At 68.7% G+C, this 15,252-nt stretch carries 13 protein-coding genes and 1 pseudogene; 6 read left to right on the forward strand and 8 right to left on the reverse strand.

The window, feature by feature from the left end:
* The 4 genes and pseudogenes from H0U68_RS15790 to H0U68_RS15805 all read left to right on the forward strand — a co-directional run.
* Nucleotides 1-291: pseudogene (locus H0U68_RS15790) on the forward strand (hypothetical protein); the annotation flags it as partial.
* The gene (locus H0U68_RS15795) at nt 288-1,430 is read left to right on the forward strand and encodes a HupE/UreJ family protein (RefSeq protein ID WP_296357267.1); all 1,143 of its coding nucleotides are present in this window, start codon (nt 288-290) and stop codon (nt 1,428-1,430) included. The pseudogene H0U68_RS15790 and the gene H0U68_RS15795, both read left to right, overlap by 4 nt.
* Before the next feature lie 34 nt (nt 1,431-1,464).
* Nucleotides 1,465-2,724, forward strand: a complete 1,260-nt coding sequence (locus H0U68_RS15800; RefSeq protein ID WP_296357268.1) for an amidohydrolase family protein — start codon at nt 1,465-1,467, stop codon at nt 2,722-2,724.
* Entirely contained in the window at nt 2,712-3,905 is a 1,194-nt protein-coding gene (locus tag H0U68_RS15805; RefSeq protein ID WP_296357271.1) for an MFS transporter, read from the forward strand. Before H0U68_RS15800 ends, H0U68_RS15805 begins: the two co-directional genes overlap by 13 nt.
* A 43-nt stretch (nt 3,906-3,948) precedes the next feature.
* Here the strand turns inward: H0U68_RS15805 and H0U68_RS15810 are convergent, their stop codons facing one another.
* Nucleotides 3,949-5,541, reverse strand: coding sequence for a methyl-accepting chemotaxis protein (locus H0U68_RS15810; protein WP_296357273.1), 1,593 nt, complete (start codon nt 5,539-5,541; stop codon nt 3,949-3,951).
* Nucleotides 5,542-5,736: 195 nt separating this feature from the next.
* Between H0U68_RS15810 and glgC the strand changes: the two genes are divergently transcribed.
* Entirely contained in the window at nt 5,737-6,987 is a 1,251-nt protein-coding gene (glgC, locus tag H0U68_RS15815; RefSeq protein WP_296357341.1) for a glucose-1-phosphate adenylyltransferase, read from the forward strand.
* Here glgC and H0U68_RS15820 read toward each other — a convergent pair.
* On the reverse strand, nt 6,984-7,901 hold the full coding sequence (locus H0U68_RS15820) for a 2-dehydropantoate 2-reductase (RefSeq protein ID WP_296357343.1): 918 nt from the start codon (nt 7,899-7,901) through the stop codon (nt 6,984-6,986). The two genes, glgC and H0U68_RS15820, sit on opposite strands and share 4 nt — an antisense overlap.
* Nucleotides 7,902-7,972: 71 nt before the next feature.
* Between H0U68_RS15820 and H0U68_RS15825 the strand changes: the two genes are divergently transcribed.
* Complete coding sequence (locus H0U68_RS15825) at nt 7,973-8,428, forward strand: EVE domain-containing protein (RefSeq protein WP_296357275.1); 456 nt, start codon at nt 7,973-7,975, stop codon at nt 8,426-8,428.
* A gap of 14 nt (nt 8,429-8,442) precedes the next feature.
* On the opposite strand, the gene H0U68_RS15830 is transcribed toward H0U68_RS15825, so the two are convergent.
* Genes H0U68_RS15830 through H0U68_RS15855 form a run of 6 tightly spaced genes read right to left on the reverse strand, consistent with a single transcriptional unit; the run spans nt 8,443 to nt 15,141 of the window.
* Nucleotides 8,443-10,272, reverse strand: coding sequence for an AMP-binding protein (locus H0U68_RS15830; protein WP_296357277.1), 1,830 nt, complete (start codon nt 10,270-10,272; stop codon nt 8,443-8,445).
* Nucleotides 10,269-11,063 carry an ABC transporter ATP-binding protein gene (locus H0U68_RS15835; protein ID WP_296357345.1) on the reverse strand — a complete coding sequence of 265 codons (795 nt, stop codon included), beginning with the start codon at nt 11,061-11,063 and terminating at the stop codon, nt 10,269-10,271. The genes H0U68_RS15830 and H0U68_RS15835 overlap by 4 nt, the downstream gene beginning before the upstream one ends.
* A gap of 58 nt (nt 11,064-11,121) precedes the next feature.
* Complete coding sequence (locus tag H0U68_RS15840; protein ID WP_296357279.1) at nt 11,122-12,315, reverse strand: ABC transporter substrate-binding protein; 1,194 nt, start codon at nt 12,313-12,315, stop codon at nt 11,122-11,124.
* Nucleotides 12,316-12,328: 13 nt separating this feature from the next.
* Nucleotides 12,329-13,366, reverse strand: coding sequence for a branched-chain amino acid ABC transporter permease (locus tag H0U68_RS15845; protein WP_296357281.1), 1,038 nt, complete (start codon nt 13,364-13,366; stop codon nt 12,329-12,331).
* Between the two features lie 9 nt (nt 13,367-13,375).
* A complete protein-coding gene (locus H0U68_RS15850) occupies nt 13,376-14,254 on the reverse strand; it encodes a branched-chain amino acid ABC transporter permease (RefSeq protein ID WP_296357282.1) in 879 nt (292 codons plus the stop codon).
* Complete coding sequence (locus H0U68_RS15855) at nt 14,254-15,141, reverse strand: ABC transporter ATP-binding protein (protein ID WP_296357284.1); 888 nt, start codon at nt 15,139-15,141, stop codon at nt 14,254-14,256. Before H0U68_RS15855 ends, H0U68_RS15850 begins: the two co-directional genes overlap by 1 nt.
* Nucleotides 15,142-15,252: the final 111 nt, after the last annotated feature.

Below are 15,252 nucleotides of genomic sequence, written 5' to 3' on the forward strand. Positions count from 1 at the left end.
CTGCGCGACCGCTTCGCCGCGGCGGCGCAGCGCGGCGACCGGCTGCACGAGCAGGAGGCAGCACGCTTCGCGCTCGACGTGGAAGGCGACACCGCCAAGGCGCTGGCACTCGCCAAGCGCAACTACGAGGTGCAAAAGGAGCCGCGCGACGCCGAGGTCCTGCTGCGCACCGCGCTGGCGGCCAAGCAGCCCAAGTCCGCGCAGCCCGCGCTGGACTGGCTGCAGGCCAGCCGCTACGAAGACCCGCGGCTCGCGCAGCTGGCGCAGCAGCTGCAGAGAGGCACGCGATGAAACGCCTGTGGACCGGCATCGCCGCCCTCTTCCTGTTTTTCCTGTGCATGGGCTCAGCCTGGGCGCACAAGCCCAGCGACAGCTACCTGAGCCTGCGCGCGCAGCAGGACCACATCGACATCCGCTGGGACATCGCGCTGCGCGACCTGGACTACGTGCTACAGCTGGACCGCGACGGCAACGGCGAGCTCACCTGGGGCGAGGTGCGCCAGCGCAACGACGACATCCTGCGCCTGGCCTTCGCGCACCTGCTGCTGGTGGGCGACGGCCAGACCTGTCCCATGCAGCCGACCGGGCCACTGATGCTGGACAAGCACAGCGACGGCACCTACGCGGTGCTGAGCCTGAAAGCCGGCTGCGCCGCACCACAGACCACGCTGAAAATGCGCTACTCGCTGCTGTTCGACGTGGACCCCACCCACCGCGGCCTGGTGCAATGGGTGCCGCCCGGCGGCACGGCCACGCAGGCGCTGGTGTTCAGCGGCGACAGCGCCGAGCAGAACCTGCAGGTGCGCGCGCCCAGCGCGCTGGAAACGCTGCGCCAGTACGTGGTGGAAGGCATCTGGCACATCTGGATCGGCTTCGACCACATCCTGTTCCTGCTGTCGCTGCTGCTGCCCGCCGTGCTGGTCCGGCGGCAGCGCCACTGGGAGCCGGCGCCCAGCCTGAAGAGCGCCCTGTTCAGCGTGCTGAAGGTGGTGACGGCGTTCACCGTGGCGCATTCGATCACCCTGAGCTTGGCGGTGCTGGGCTTCGTCAGCCTGCCCTCGCGCATCGTCGAATCGATCATCGCCGCGTCGGTGGTGGTCGCGGCGCTGAACAACCTGCGCGGCACCATCGAAAAGCGTCGCTGGGTGATGGCCTTCGTGTTCGGCCTGATCCACGGCTTCGGCTTCGCCTCGGCGCTGGCCGACCTGGGCCTCCCGCAGGGCGCGCTGGCGCTGGCGCTGGTGGGCTTCAACCTGGGCGTGGAGCTCGGGCAGCTGGCCATCGTGGTGGCCTTCGTGCCGGTGGCGTTCTGGCTGCGGCGCACCGTGTTCTACCGGGTGGGCGTGCTGACCTTCGGCTCGATCCTGGTGGCGATCGTGGCGTCGTACTGGTTCATCCAGCGCGCCTTCGATGTCCAGGGACCGTTTTGAGCGCTGATCAACCGTACCGGAAAGGCGAACGCCGATGCTCGACCTCCTCGTCACCAACGCCGCGCTGCCCGACGGCCGCACGAACATGTCCGTCGCCGTGCGAAACGGCAAGATCATCGACGTGGCCGAGGGCCTGCAGGCCGCGGCGCGCGACACCGTCGACGCCCGGGGCTACCTGCTCACCCCGCACTTCTGCGACCCGCATTTCCACATGGATTCGGTGCTGAGCTACGGCATGCCGCGCGTGAACGACAGCGGCACGCTGCTGGAAGGCATCCAGCTGTGGGGCGAACTCAAGCCGACGCTGGTGCAGGACGACATCGTGCGGCGCGCGCTGGCGTACTGCGACTGGGCGATCGCCAAAGGCCTGCTGGCCATCCGCAGCCACGTGGACACCAGCGACCCGCGCCTGCTGGCGGTGGACGCGCTGCTGGAGGTGAAGCGGCGCGTGGCGCCTTTCATCGACCTGCAGCTGGTCGCCTTTCCGCAGGACGGCGTGCTGCGCAGCCCCGGCGGCGTGGAGAACCTGAAGCGCGCCCTCGACAAGGGCGTGGACGTGGTCGGCGGCATTCCGCATTTCGAGCGCACCATGGGCGAAGGCGCGGCCAGCGTGAAGCTGCTGTGCGAAATCGCCGCCGAACGCGGCGCGCTGGTGGACATGCACTGCGACGAAACCGACGACCCGATGAGCCGCCACATCGAGACGCTGGCCTTCGAGGCGCAGCGCCTGGGCCTGCAGGGCCGCGTGGCCGGCAGCCACTGCACCTCCATGCACAGCATGGACAACTACTACGTGAGCAAGCTGCTGCCGCTGATCGCCGAAAGCGGCGTCAGCGTCATCGCCAACCCGCTGATCAACATCACGCTGCAGGGCCGCCACGACACGTATCCCAAGCGCCGCGGCATGACCCGCGTGCCCGAACTCATGGCCGCCGGCGTGACGGTGGCGTTCGGCCACGACTGCGTGATGGACCCCTGGTACGCCATGGGCTCGGGCGACATGCTGGACGTGGCGCACATGGGCCTGCACGTGGCGCAGATGACCAGCCAGAAAGGCATCCGCGCCTGCTTCGACGCGGTGACGGGGAACGCGGCCAAGGTGATGCACCTGGACGGCTACGGCATCGCGCCGGGATGCGACGCCAGCTTCGTGCTGCTGCAGGCGCGCGACCCGATCGAGGCGATCCGGCTGCGGGCGAACCGGCTGAAGGTGTGGAAGAAGGGCGTGGCGCTGGCGGAGACGGCGGAAGTTACCAGCCGCCTCCTTTACAAGCCGGAACATTGCCCGTCCTGACCCGCCTCCTCCTCGCCCGCGCCCTGCGCGGCTTCGGCGACGGCTTCGTCAGCCTCTTGCTCCCGGTGTACCTGCTGCACCTGGGCCTGCGGCCGCTGGAGGTGGGCTTTGTCGCCACCGCCACGCTCGCCGGCTCCGGGCTGCTCACGCTGGGCGTGGGCTTGCGAGGGCAGCGGCTGCAGCGGCGCACGGTGCTGCTGGCGGCGTCGGCGCTGATGGCGTTCACCGGTTTCGCCCTGGCCGCGGTGCACGGCTTCTGGCCGCTGATGCTGGTCGCGCTGGTCGGCACGCTCAACCCCTCGGGCGGCGACATCAGCGTGTTCATGCCGATGGAGCACGCGACATTGGCCGAAGACACGCCGCCCGCCAAGCGCACCGCGGTGTTCGCCCGCTACAGCCTGGCCGGCACCCTGGCGGCCGCCGTCGGCGCGCTGGCCGCGGGCCTGCAGCCGCTGGCCGTCCAGGCCACCGGCCTGGACGAAGGCACCACGCTGGCGGCCTCGTTCGCGCTTTACGGCCTGCTCGGCATCGCCGTCGCCTTCGTCTACCGCGGCCTGCCGCGCCACCAACACACGGCATCGCCAGCGCCCACCGCATCGGCGCTCGGGCCGTCGCGCAAGCGCATCTACGTGCTGGCGGGCCTGTTCAGCATCGACGCGTTCGGCAGTGGCTTCTTCGTGCAGTCGCTGCTGGCGCTGTGGCTGTTCCAGCGCTTCGGCATGTCGGTGGAAGCGGCCGGGTCGCTGTTCTTCTGGACCGGCGTGCTCACCGCGTTTTCGTACCTGGCGGCGGTGCGGCTGGCCGGGTGCATCGGCCTGGTGCAGACCATGGTGTACACGCACCTGCCGTCCAGCCTGTGCCTGATCGTCATCCCGTTCTGTGACAACCTGTCGGTGGTGGTGGCGCTGCTGCTGGCGCGCAGCGCGCTGTCGCAGATGGACGTGCCGACCCGCAGCTCGTACGTGATGGCCATCGTGCAGCCTGAGGAGCGGGCCGCGGCGGCAAGCGTGACCTCGGTGCCGCGCAGCTTCGCATCGGCGGTGAGCCCCGCGCTGGCGGGCTGGATGCTCACCGCATCCAGCTTCGGCTGGCCGCTGGTGGTGGGCGGCGTGCTGAAGGTGGTCTACGACCTGATGCTGCTGGTGATGTTCGAGAAGGTGAAGCCGCCGGAGGAAGGGTGAAGCGCCTCCTTTTCATCTGCAGCCGCCTTGATGCGACCCGCCTTTATCTCGCCGCCTCGCCCAACCTCGCCCACCCTTCCCCACGCCGCAAGGCCGGCGCCCCCTGTGCCTGCTGCGTCTCCTGCGCCGTCTCCCGCCGGTAGATGCCGCAGCCCAGCACCACGTCGTCGACCCGCTCGATGTACACCGACTTGGGTTCCACCTGGCCGGTGCGCGGGTTCACGATGCGGTAGTCGTTCCAGCCGAAGCCGTTGGTGCGGGCCAGCTCCACGTTCTGGCGGACCATGAAGTTGCCGTCGGCGTCACGCCGTTCGCTGTCGTCGTGGCCCACGCGCGACGGGTCGGGCGCGTAGGACAGGCACACGCAGTGCATGTCCACCACGAAGATGTATTCCTCGCCGTTCCAGAAGCCCGATTGCCGGTCCATGAAGTCGCGGCAGGCCGCCTGCAGGCCGCTCTTGCGGATGTGGCGCGCGCCCGCCTTCACCAGCGCCACCACGCGCGCGCGCTCCTCTTCGCGGTCGGTCTTGAAACGGCCGATGGCGCGCACCAGCCGCGCCGATTCGGCGCCGAACGCTTCGGCCGAGCCGGCGGCCTCCTCCACCAGCGCGGCGTTCTGCTGCGTGGCGGAGTCGATCTGCAGAATGGCGCGGTTGATTTCCTCCACGCCCGTGCTCTGCTCGCGCGAGGCCTGGGCGATCTCGCCCAGCACCTGCGTGACCTGCTCCACGCTGGCCACCACCTCGCCGATGGTGCGCTCGGCGGCGGCCACGATCTCGCGGCCCTTCACCACGCTGCCGGTGGATTCGCCGATGATCTGCTTGATCTCCTTGGCCGCCTGCGCGCTGCGCTGCGCCAGGCTGCGCACCTCGGTCGCCACCACGGCGAAGCCGCGGCCCTGGTCGCCGGCGCGCGCCGCCTCCACCGCGGCGTTGAGCGCCAGGATGTTGGTCTGGAAGGCGATGCCTTCCACGCTGCCGAGGATCTCGCCCACACGCCGTGCGTTGTCGTCGATGCGCTTCATGGTCTGCGCCACGTCCTGCATGCGCCGCGTGCCGCCGATGGCGACCTCGCGCGACGACGACGCCAGCTGGTCGGCGCGCGCGCATTTCTCGGCGTTCTGCCGCGCCGAGGCCGCCAGCTGGGCGATGCCCGAGGCCGTTTCCTCCAGCGAGGCGGCCTGCTCCTGCGTGCGCTCGGACAGCTCGGTGTTGCCGCGCGCCATGCCGCGCGCGCCGGCGGCGATGGTCTCGGCGCTGGCCCACACCTGCTTGACGATGCCGCTCAGGCTCTGGTTCATGCGCATGATGGAATCCCACACGCGCCCCAGGTCCGTGCCCAGGTCCTGCATGGAATCGCGCGCCTGGCCGGTCATCAGCTCGCCGCCTGCGATGCGTTCGGTCACGTGGATCAACTGATCGATGCCGTGCGCGATGAAGGCATGCAGTGCCGCCAGCGCGTAGCAGGCCAGCGCGGCCAGCAGCACGACGGGAAGCGCCGCGGACAGGCTGCCCGGCGGTGCCACCGCTGCCGCCAGCACCGGCGCCAGGAACAGGATGCCCGCCAGCGCGAACGCCGTTCTCAGGCTCACCCGCCCCAGCACCCAGAACGCGGGCGTATACAGGGTTGTCACCATCGATGCCTCCTTGTTGCAGCTCATCCATGCTACGGCAAAACATGGCTGAGGCATTCTGGGGACTGCGTCCTACACACCACAGCAGGCGGCTCGCGGACAGTCAAAGTGAGCAAAAACGACCGTTCAGGGACCATGGCCAAGGAACAGACCAACAACGACCAGCATCCTGGCACCGCCATCGACACCGCGCAACGCATGCAGCTCGCGCGCGACCTGCCCCGGCACACGGTCGCGCTGGTGCTGGCCGGCGGGCGCGGCTCGCGCCTGTACGAACTGACCGACCGGCGCGCCAAGCCCTCGGTGTATTTCGGCGGCAAGTTCCGCATCATCGATTTCGCGCTGTCCAATTGCATCAATTCGGGCATCCGCCGCATCGGCGTGCTCACGCAGTACAAGTCGCACTCGCTGTTGCGGCACCTGCAGCGCGGCTGGAACTTCCTGCGCGGCGAGGCCAACGAATTCATCGACCTGCTGCCCGCGCAGCAGCGCGTGAACGAGGCCTACTGGTACCGCGGCACGGCCGACGCCATCTACCAGAACATCGACATCCTGCGCAGCTACCGGCCCGAATACATCCTGGTGCTGGCCGGCGACCACATCTACAAGATGGACTACTCGCTGATGCTGCTGGACCATGTGGAAAGCGGCAGCAAGTGCACGGTGGGCTGCATCGAGGTGCCGCGCATGGAAGCCACGGCGCTGGGCGTGATGGCCATCGACGAGCAGCGGCGCATCACCAACTTCCTGGAAAAGCCGGCCGAGCCGCCCGGCATGCCGGGCAAGCCGGACCGCGCGCTCGGCAGCATGGGCATCTACGTATTCAACGCCGACTACCTCTACCAGCTGCTGGAAGAGGAGATGTCCAACGAGAAGACCGAGCACGATTTCGGCAAGAACGTGATTCCGCGCGTGGTGGCCGAGGGCCGCGCGCTGGCGCATCCGCTCAACATGTCCAGCGTGCCGGCGGCCAGCCGCCACAACCCGTACTGGCGCGACGTCGGCACGGTGGACGCCTTCTGGGCCGCCAACCTGGACCTGGCCTCGCAGCTGCCCGAGCTGAACCTGTACGACAGCGACTGGCCGGTGTGGACCTATCAGGAGCAGCTGCCGCCCGCCAAGTTCGTGCCCGACGAGCACGGCCACCAGGGCGAAACCGCCAACGTGCTGGTGTCGGGCGGCTGCATCGTGTCGGGCTCGGCCATCCGCGAGGCGGTGCTGTTCTCCAGCGTGCGCGTGCATTCCAACTGCACCATCAGCCAGGCCGTGATCCTGCCCAGCTGCGAGATCGGCCGTGGCTGCCGGCTGCGCCGCGTGGTGATCGACCGCGGCTGCAAGATTCCCGAAGGCATGGTGATCGGCGAAGACGAACACCTGGACGCGCGGCGGTTCCACCGCACGTCGTCCGGGGTGGTGCTGGTCACGCAGGACATGCTGGCGAAGCTCTAGCCTGCCGGCTTCGGCTTGCTCTCCAGCAGCTTCACCAGCGCCCACAGCACCCGGTTGGCCGGCGTCGGCACGCCCAGGGCTTCGCCGCGCAGCACCACCAGGCCGTTGAGGTAGTCGATCTCGGTCGGCCTGCCGCGCGCCAGGTCCTGCGCGGTGGACGAGGACTGGGCGGGCATGGTGTCGACGATCCTGCGCAGGCTGGCATCGACGTCGCCGGGCACCTGCACGCCTTCGGCTTTCGCCACGGCCAGGCATTCGTTCACCACGTCGCGCATCACCTCGCGGACGCCGGCGCCCGGCACGGTTTCGCCGTAGGGCCGCTGCGCGATGGCGGAAATCGCGTTGTAGGCGCAGTTGATGACCAGCTTGAACCACAGCGCGCCGCGCACGTTGTCCGACAGCGTGACCTTCACGCCGGCCGCGGCCAGCGCCTGCGCCAGCGCCTGCGCCAGCGCATCGGCCATGGGGGACGGCTCGATCACCAGTTCGCCGCCGCCGTTGTGCCGCACATGTCCCGGGCCCGCCATTTCCGTGGCGACGTAGACCACGGCCGCGGCCACGCGGTGGCGCGGCAGCACGGCACGCAGCCGATCGGCGTTGTCCACGCCGTTCTGCAGGCACAGCACCAGCGCGTCGCTGGCCAGATGCGGCAGCATCTGCGCGCCGGCCGCTTCGGTGTCCATGGACTTCACGCAGAACAGCACCGCCTGCGCGCCGCGCACGCCCGACGCGTCTGTGGCGGCGCCCAGGCGCACCTGTTCGTCCCAGTCCTTGCTCTGCAGCCGAAGGCCGTCGCGTGCGATGGCCTCGGCGTGGTTCGGCCGTGCGACCAGGGTCACGGCATGGCCGGCGCGCGCCAGCATGCCGCCGTAGTAGCAGCCGACCGCGCCGGCGCCCATGACGGCGATGCGCAGCGGGGACGGGAGCGCGGGCGCGGGCGCGAAGGTAGGCAGATCGGGCATCGCGGAATCATAATCAGCGCGCAATGAACCACTGGCTGATGAAATCAGAACCCGCCGACGTGTCGGTGGACGACGCGCTGGCCGCGCCCCAGTCCACCGTTGCCTGGACCGGCGTGCGCAACTACCAGGCGCGCAATTTCATGCGCGACGGCATGCGGGTGGGCGACGGCGTGCTGTTCTACCACTCCAGCTGCGCCGAGCCGGGCATCGTCGGCATCGCGCGGGTGGCGTCCACGGCCTACCCGGACCCGACGCAGTTCGATCCCAAGTCGCCCTATTACGACCCGGCGTCCAAACCCGAGGAGCCGCGCTGGCTGCTGGTGGACGTGCAGGTGCTCCGAAAGATTCCCAACATCACCCTGCCCGTGCTGCGTGCGCGGCCCGAGCTGGCCGAGATGCTGGTGCTGAAAAAAGGCAACCGGCTGTCGATCACGCCGGTGGAGCCGAAGCACTGGAAGGCCATCACCGCCGGCCTCTGAACGGCCGGGCGGCGTCAGGCGTACAGCGCCTCGATCTCCGGGGCATACGTCTTGTAGATGCTGGAACGCCGCACCTTCATGGTGGCCGTGACCTCGCCGTCGTCGTGGTCCAGTTCCTTGGTCAGCAGGTGGAATTTGCGGATCTGCGCCACCTGCGCCAGCCGCTCGTTGCCGCGCCGGATCTCTTCATCCACCAGTGCACGCACGCGCGGGTTGTCCACCAGCGAACGGAAATGCGTGAAGGCCAGGCGCTGCGCCTCGGCCCACTTGCCCACCGTCTCGTAGTCGATCTGCACCAGCGCCGAGACGAAGCGCCGGCCCTCACCGATGACGATGCATTCCTTGATGAAGGGGCTGGCCTTCATCGTGTTCTCGATCTCCGAGGGCGTGAGGTTCTTGCCGCCCGCCGTGATGATGATGTCCTTCAGCCGGTCCACGATGCGCACGTGGCCGTCGGGCGCGAGCTCCACCACGTCGCCGGTGTGCAGCCAGCCATCCTGCAGCGCCGCAGCCGTCGCTTCCGGATTCTTGTAGTAGCCGCTGAACACCATGTCGCCGCGCACCAGCAGCTCGCCCTGTTCTCCCTGGCGCACCTCCACGCCCAGGGTGGGCGGGCCGACGGTGCCGATGCGCACGCCGTCGCCGCGGTGCCCGGTGACCATGCCGGCGGTTTCCGTCAGGCCGTACACCTCCACCAGCGGTACGCCCAGCACACGGAAGAAGCGCACGATGTCCTGCGGGATCGGCGCCGCGCCCGTCATGGCGACGCGGCACGCGCGCAGGCCGATGAAGTTCTGCAGCGCGCGGAACACCAGCCAGTACGACACGGCAAAGCGCAGCCGCTCGCCCAGCGACCACTCCGTGCGCGGCTTCTCCGCCATCGGCGCGCAGGCGGCGTATGCCCGGCGGAACAGCCAGCGCGCGGGAGCGCCCGCCTCCTGCATCTTGATGCTGATGGACGCGTGCAGCTTTTCCCAGATGCGCGGCACGCCGATGAACATGTTGGGCGCCACCTCGCGCAGGTCTTCCTGCACCGTGCGGATGGATTCGCCGAAATTCACCAGCGAGCCCAGGTACAGCGGCACGAAGCAGGTCAGCATCTGTTCGGCCACGTGGCACAGCGGCAGGTACGACAGGTGCGTTGTCTCCGTCGAGAGTTCCAGCCGGTCGACGATGCCGGGCACCACGCCGCGAATGGCGCGCCAGGACAGCATCGCGCCCTTGGGTGCGCCGGTGGAGCCGGACGTGTAGACCATCAGCGCCAGGTCGTCCAGCTGCTGCGCGCCCAGCGCTGCGTCGACGCGCTCGGGGCCTTCCTCGGCCTGCACCGCGGCGCCGGCCTGCTCCAGCTCGGCGAAGCTGAGGATGCGCGCGCGCTCCTCGGGTGCGTAGCTCGCCAGGCCCTTGGTCTCCATCACCACGATGCGTTTCAGGCGCGGCAGCTGCCCGATGCAGGCCAGGATCTTGTCGGCCTGCTCCTGGTCCTCGCAGACGATCACGTCGACGTCGGCATGGCCCACCACATACGCCACCTCGTTGGGCGGGCTGGTCGGATAGACGCCGACCGTCACCGCGCCGATGAGGCTCGCGCCCATCTGCGACAGTACCCACTCGAGCCGGTTCTCCGAGATCACCGCCACATGGCCGCCGCGCGGCACGCCCAGCGCCACGAAACCCAGGGCCACGTGGGTGGCGCGCCGCAGGTAGCCGGCCCAGGTGAGCGGCTGCCAGATGCCAAAGTCCTTCTGGCGGATGGCGATGCGGTCGGGCCGGATGCGCGCCTGCTCACGCAGCATCTGCGGCAGCGTTTTTTCCGGCAGCGGATTGGCGAAAGCCGCGTTCATGACAGCCAGCGCTTGCGGCGCTTGTAGTGCTTGAGCCCGCGGAAGCTCCTGGCCTGGTCGCCGCCGCCCAAGCCCAGGTAGAACTCGCGCACGTCGGGATCGGCCGCCAGCCGTTCGGCACTGCCGTCGATCACGATCTTGCCGTTTTCCATGATGTAGCCGCTGTGCGCCACCGCCAGCGCGATGCTGGCGTTCTGCTCCACCAGCAGCATGGAGACGCCGCGCTCGGCGTTGATGCGCGCGATGATGGTGAAGATCTCCTCCACCAGCTGCGGCGCGAGGCCGAGCGAGGGCTCGTCCAGCAGCATCAGCGTGGGCTCGCCGACCAGCGCGCGGCCGATCGCCAGCATCTGCTGCTCGCCGCCCGACAGGTACCCGGCCAGGCCTTTGCGCCGCTCGTGCAGGCGCGGAAAGTAGCCGTAGACGGCGTCGAAGTCGCGCGGCGCGGCGGCGCGGCCGGCCAGCGCGTAGGTGGCGGCGACCAGGTTCTCCTCCACAGTCAGGTCCTCGAACACGCGCCGGCCCTCCATCACGTGGCCCAGGCCGCGGTGCACCAGCTGCTGCGGCGCGAGCCGCGCGGTGTCCTGCCCATGCAGCCGGATCTCGCCGGCCTGCAGTTCGCCATCTTCCAGCGGCAGCAGGCCCGAAATCGCCTTGAGCGTGGTGGACTTGCCGGCGCCGTTGCTGCCCAGCAGCGCCACGATGCGGCCGCGCGGCACGGCCAGCGACAGGCCGCGCAGCACCTGCACGACCTTGTTGTAGACCACCTCGATGTTGTTGACCTCCAGCACGAGGTCAACCGTGGTTTCCTTTGCCCCCGCCGCAGCCACCGCGCCTGTTTCCACGCGCTTACAGCACGATCCAGTCGGACGCTGGCACCATCTTCTGCGCCTTCATGTCGGCGCGGTAGACACGGCCGACCGGGATGGAGTTGCCCTTGATGGTGACCGGCACGCCGATGATGCCGCCGGTGTCGAAATCCTTGATGGTGTTGAGCGAGGCCTTCAGGTTGGCGCCGGTCAGCGGCTTGCCCGCGTCCAGCGTGCGCCTGGCCGCTTCCACCAGCAGCATGGCGGTGAGAAAGCCCTGCATGTAGGCCGTGCTCTGGTACTCCGGGCGCATGGCGCGGATCTTGTCCAGCATGGGGGACTTGGCCGAGGTGTCGTAGTGGTAGCGGTAGGGCATCACGCCCATGAAACCGTCGCCCGCATCGCCCATTTTCATGACGGTGGAGCTGTCCATGGTCCAGAAGGTGCCCATCCACTTGCTGGTCATGCCCTGCTGCTTGCCCTGGGTGATGAACTCGGGAATGGGCGCCAGGATGTAGCCGTGGAAGATGGTGTAGTCGGGCGCGGCGCGGCGCAGCTTGATGACCTCGGTGGACACGTCCACGTTGCCGGGCGGCGTCATCAGCTTCACGGCCACGTTCAGGCCCATCTTCTTTGCGAGCGCCTCGCTCTCGTCGATGGGGTCGCGGCCGAACTCAGAGTCGGAATACACGAACGCAACCTTGGCGCCCGGCTTCTCCTTGGCGATGTGGCGCAGCAGGATGCCGATCATCTCGGTGTAGTCGGGGCCGACCAGGAACTGGTTGGGGTACTTCTTCGGGTCGTTCAGCTCGGTGGCGAACGAGGCGCCGGCCATCAGGATCTGGCCGTTGCGGTCCAGCTCGGGGTTGATGGTCTTGGCGAAGCCGGTGGAGTCGCCGTAATACAGGTTGACCTTGTTCTGGCTGGTGATCTTCTTGAACGCCGCCACCGATGCGTCGACCTTGTAGCCGGTGTCTTCGGGCACATAGCGCACCTTGCGGCCCTTGATGCCGCCCGCGTCGTTGACGATCTTCACGTAGTCGGCGATGCCGGCATTGATGCCGATGCCCGCGAAGGCGAACACGCCCGTCATCGGGATGGAGCCGCCGATGACGAGGTCTTCGGCGGCCTGCGCACGCACCAGCGACGGCGCGGCCAGCGCGGCGCCGGCGGCCAGCATGACGTCGCGGCGGCGGGGCGAGAAGCCGGAGCGGCGGGAGTGATCGGATGGCATGCTTGTCTCCTTGTCAGTTGCGGAAAGGCCAGAGATGGAAGAACCGGCGGATGCGCCGCCACACTTCGGCGAGCCCGTGCGGCTCGAACACCAGGAAGCCCACGATCAGCAGGCCGAACACCACGGTGCGCACGGGCGAGAGAAACACGGTCTTCTCGTTGCCGCCGGGCAGCAGGTCGAACACCAGCTTGAGCAGCTCCGGCACCATGGTCATGAAGACCGCGCCCAGGATGGCGCCGAGTACCGTGCCCATGCCGCCGACGATGATGGCGGCCAGAAAGAAGATGGACATCAGCAGCGGAAAACTCTCCGGCGTGACCACCCGGAAGAAGTAGGCCCACAGCGCGCCCGCCACGCCCGCGAAGAACGACGACAGGCCAAACGAGAGCAGCTTGTAGCGCAGGAGCGGGATGCCCAGCACGGCGGCGGAGATGTCGCGGTCGCGGATGGCGATGAAGGCGCGGCCCACGCGCGTGCGGAACAGGTTGGCCGTGCCCAGCAGCATCAGGATGGTGATGGGCACGATCAGCCAGTACAGGCGGAACGAGGTGTCCAGCGGCAGGCCGAAGAACATGGCCGGCTGCATCGACATGCCGCGCGTGCCGCCGGTAATGGCGAGGTTGGCGAACAGGTGGTGCGCGATGAACGAGGCCGCGATGGTGGCGATGGCCAGGTACAGGCCTTTCACGCGCAGCGAGGGAATGCCGACCACCAGCCCGCCCAGCATGGCCACCGCGCCGCCTGCGGCGATGTTCAGCAGGAATGGCAGGTTCCAGCGCGCCTGCAGGATGGCCGCCGTGTAGGCGCCCAGGCCCATGAACGCCGCCTGCCCGAGACTCACCAGGCCGGTGTAGCCCGTCAGGATGTTCAGGCCGGTGGCGCTGGCCACGTTGATCGCCACCAGGCAGGCCAGGTACAGCCAGTACTCGTTGGCCACGAACGGGAACAGCACCAGCAGCGCCGCGCCGGCCGCCAGCCACACCTTCTGGGTGGCGGAGTCGAACAGCACCGCGTCGGCGACGTAGCTTTCCTTGAGCGTTCCGATGCGCATGCGGAGTTCCTACAGGCGCTCGATCTCGTGCGTGCCGAACAGGCCGTAGGGCCGCAGCATCAGCACGATCACCAGCGTGACGAAGGTGGCGAGCAGCTTGTACTCGGCACCGAGGAAGGAGCCGGCCAGCGCTTCCACCAGCCCGATGAACAGGCCGCCGACCAGCGCGCCCAGGATGCTGTCGAGGCCGCCCACGATCACCACCACCAGCACCGACAGGCCGAACACGCCCATGCTGGAAGAGATGCCGCCGATGGCGCCGACCACGATGCCCGCCACCGCGGCGATCATGGCGGAGGCCACCCAGGCCAGCGAGAACACCCGCGGCACGTTGATGCCCATCATGTACGCCGCGCCCTGGTCGGAGGCGGTCGCGCGCAGCGCCACGCCGCCGCGCCAGAAGCGAAACAGCAGCAGCACCGCGGCGATCAGCACCACGGCGGTGAGCGCGCCGTAGGCCACTTTGGGCGCGATGAAGGCCTCTCCGATGGTCACGGGCGTGTTCGGCATGAACTCGGGCAGGCGGCGCTGGTCCGCGGTCCAGATGATTTCCACCAAACCGACCAGGATCGAGCCCAGGCCCACGGTCACCATGAACACGGAGATCGGCGGCTCGCCCAGCAGCGGGCGGATCATGGTGCGCTCGATGACCGCGCCCAGCAGGCCGGTGCCCAGCACCGCGCCCGGAATCGCCAGCCACAGCGGCAGCGCCAGCGTGGTGGCGAAGGCGAAGAAGAGATACGCACCCGCCATCAGCATCTCGCCGATGGCGATGTTCACCACGCGCGTGGCCTTGTAGACCAGCACGAAGGACAGCGCCGCCAGCGCATACAGCCCGCCGCCGGCCACGCCGGTGAGCGTGATCTCGAACAGGTAGCCCCAATCCATCAGGCCGCCTCCGCCAGCGGCGCGCTGGCCGACGCATCCGCTCCAGCGCCGCGCAGCCGGCGCCGCAGGTCGCCGACATCGCCTGAGCCGAGATATGCGCGCACCACTTCCGGATCCGCCTGCACCTCGGCCGGCGTGCCCTGCGCGATCACCTGCCCGAAATTGAGCACCACCACGTGGTCGGACAGGTCCATCACCATGCCCATGTCGTGCTCCACCATCAGCACGGTGATGCCCCACTCGCGCCGCACGTCGAGGATGAAGCGCGCCATGTCCTCGGTTTCCTCGCGGTTCATGCCAGCCACGGGCTCGTCGAGCATCAGCACCTTGGGCCGCATGGCCAGCGCGCGCGCCATCTCCACGCGCTTTTGCAGGCCGTACGGCAGCGCCGCCACCGGCGCGTGGCGGATGTGGTCGATTTCCAGAAAGTCGATCACGCGCTCCTCGATCTCGCGGCGCAACTCGGCCTCCTCGCGCCGCGCGCGGCCGGCGTAGAACAGCGCCTCCAGCACGTTGGTCTTCAGGTGCGCGTGGCGGCCCAGCTTGATGTTGTCCAGCACGGTCATGCCTCGGAACAGCGCGATGTTCTGGAAGCTGCGCGCCAGGCCCAGCTTGGCACGCTGCGGCGCGGGCACGCTGGCGATGTCGCGGCCTTCGAACACCACGCGCCCCGAGGCTGGGCGGTAGAAGCCCGAGATGGTGTTGAAGAGGGACGTCTTGCCCGCGCCGTTGGGACCGATGACGGCGGTGATGGTGCCCGGCTGCACCGAGAAGCTCACCTCGGTCAGCGCCTTCACGCCGCCGAAGGCGAGCGTCAACGCTTCCACGCGCAGCACGGGCGCGTCGGCGGCGGCATCGGATGGCGTGGTCGGCGTGGGTGGAGACATCAGGGTTTGCGCTGGCCGATGCGCAGCTTGTTTTCCGTAAACTTACTCACCGGTAACGTGCATCGATCTTCGACAGCTCGGCCGGCCAAGGCATCAGGACTTACCCGAGCG

Origin of the sequence: Ramlibacter sp. (assembly GCF_013697775.1) — a bacterium.
In the GTDB taxonomy this organism is placed as follows: Bacteria; Pseudomonadota; Gammaproteobacteria; order Burkholderiales; family Burkholderiaceae_C; genus Ramlibacter.

Excerpts from the sequence above, each read along its gene's own strand:
- H0U68_RS15795 (WP_296357267.1), top strand. The coding sequence starts at position 288 with ATGAAACGCCTGTGGACCGGCATCGCCGCCCTCTTCCTGTTTTTCCTG.
- H0U68_RS15800 (WP_296357268.1), top strand. The coding sequence starts at position 1,465 with ATGCTCGACCTCCTCGTCACCAACGCCGCGCTGCCCGACGGCCGCACG.
- H0U68_RS15810 (WP_296357273.1), bottom strand. The coding sequence starts at position 5,541 with ATGGTGACAACCCTGTATACGCCCGCGTTCTGGGTGCTGGGGCGGGTG.
- glgC (WP_296357341.1), top strand. The coding sequence starts at position 5,737 with ATGCAGCTCGCGCGCGACCTGCCCCGGCACACGGTCGCGCTGGTGCTG.
- H0U68_RS15825 (WP_296357275.1), top strand. The coding sequence starts at position 7,973 with ATGAACCACTGGCTGATGAAATCAGAACCCGCCGACGTGTCGGTGGAC.
- H0U68_RS15830 (WP_296357277.1), bottom strand. The coding sequence starts at position 10,272 with ATGAACGCGGCTTTCGCCAATCCGCTGCCGGAAAAAACGCTGCCGCAG.
- H0U68_RS15840 (WP_296357279.1), bottom strand. The coding sequence starts at position 12,315 with ATGCCATCCGATCACTCCCGCCGCTCCGGCTTCTCGCCCCGCCGCCGC.
- H0U68_RS15845 (WP_296357281.1), bottom strand. The coding sequence starts at position 13,366 with ATGCGCATCGGAACGCTCAAGGAAAGCTACGTCGCCGACGCGGTGCTG.
- H0U68_RS15850 (WP_296357282.1), bottom strand. The coding sequence starts at position 14,254 with ATGGATTGGGGCTACCTGTTCGAGATCACGCTCACCGGCGTGGCCGGC.
- H0U68_RS15855 (WP_296357284.1), bottom strand. The coding sequence starts at position 15,141 with ATGTCTCCACCCACGCCGACCACGCCATCCGATGCCGCCGCCGACGCG.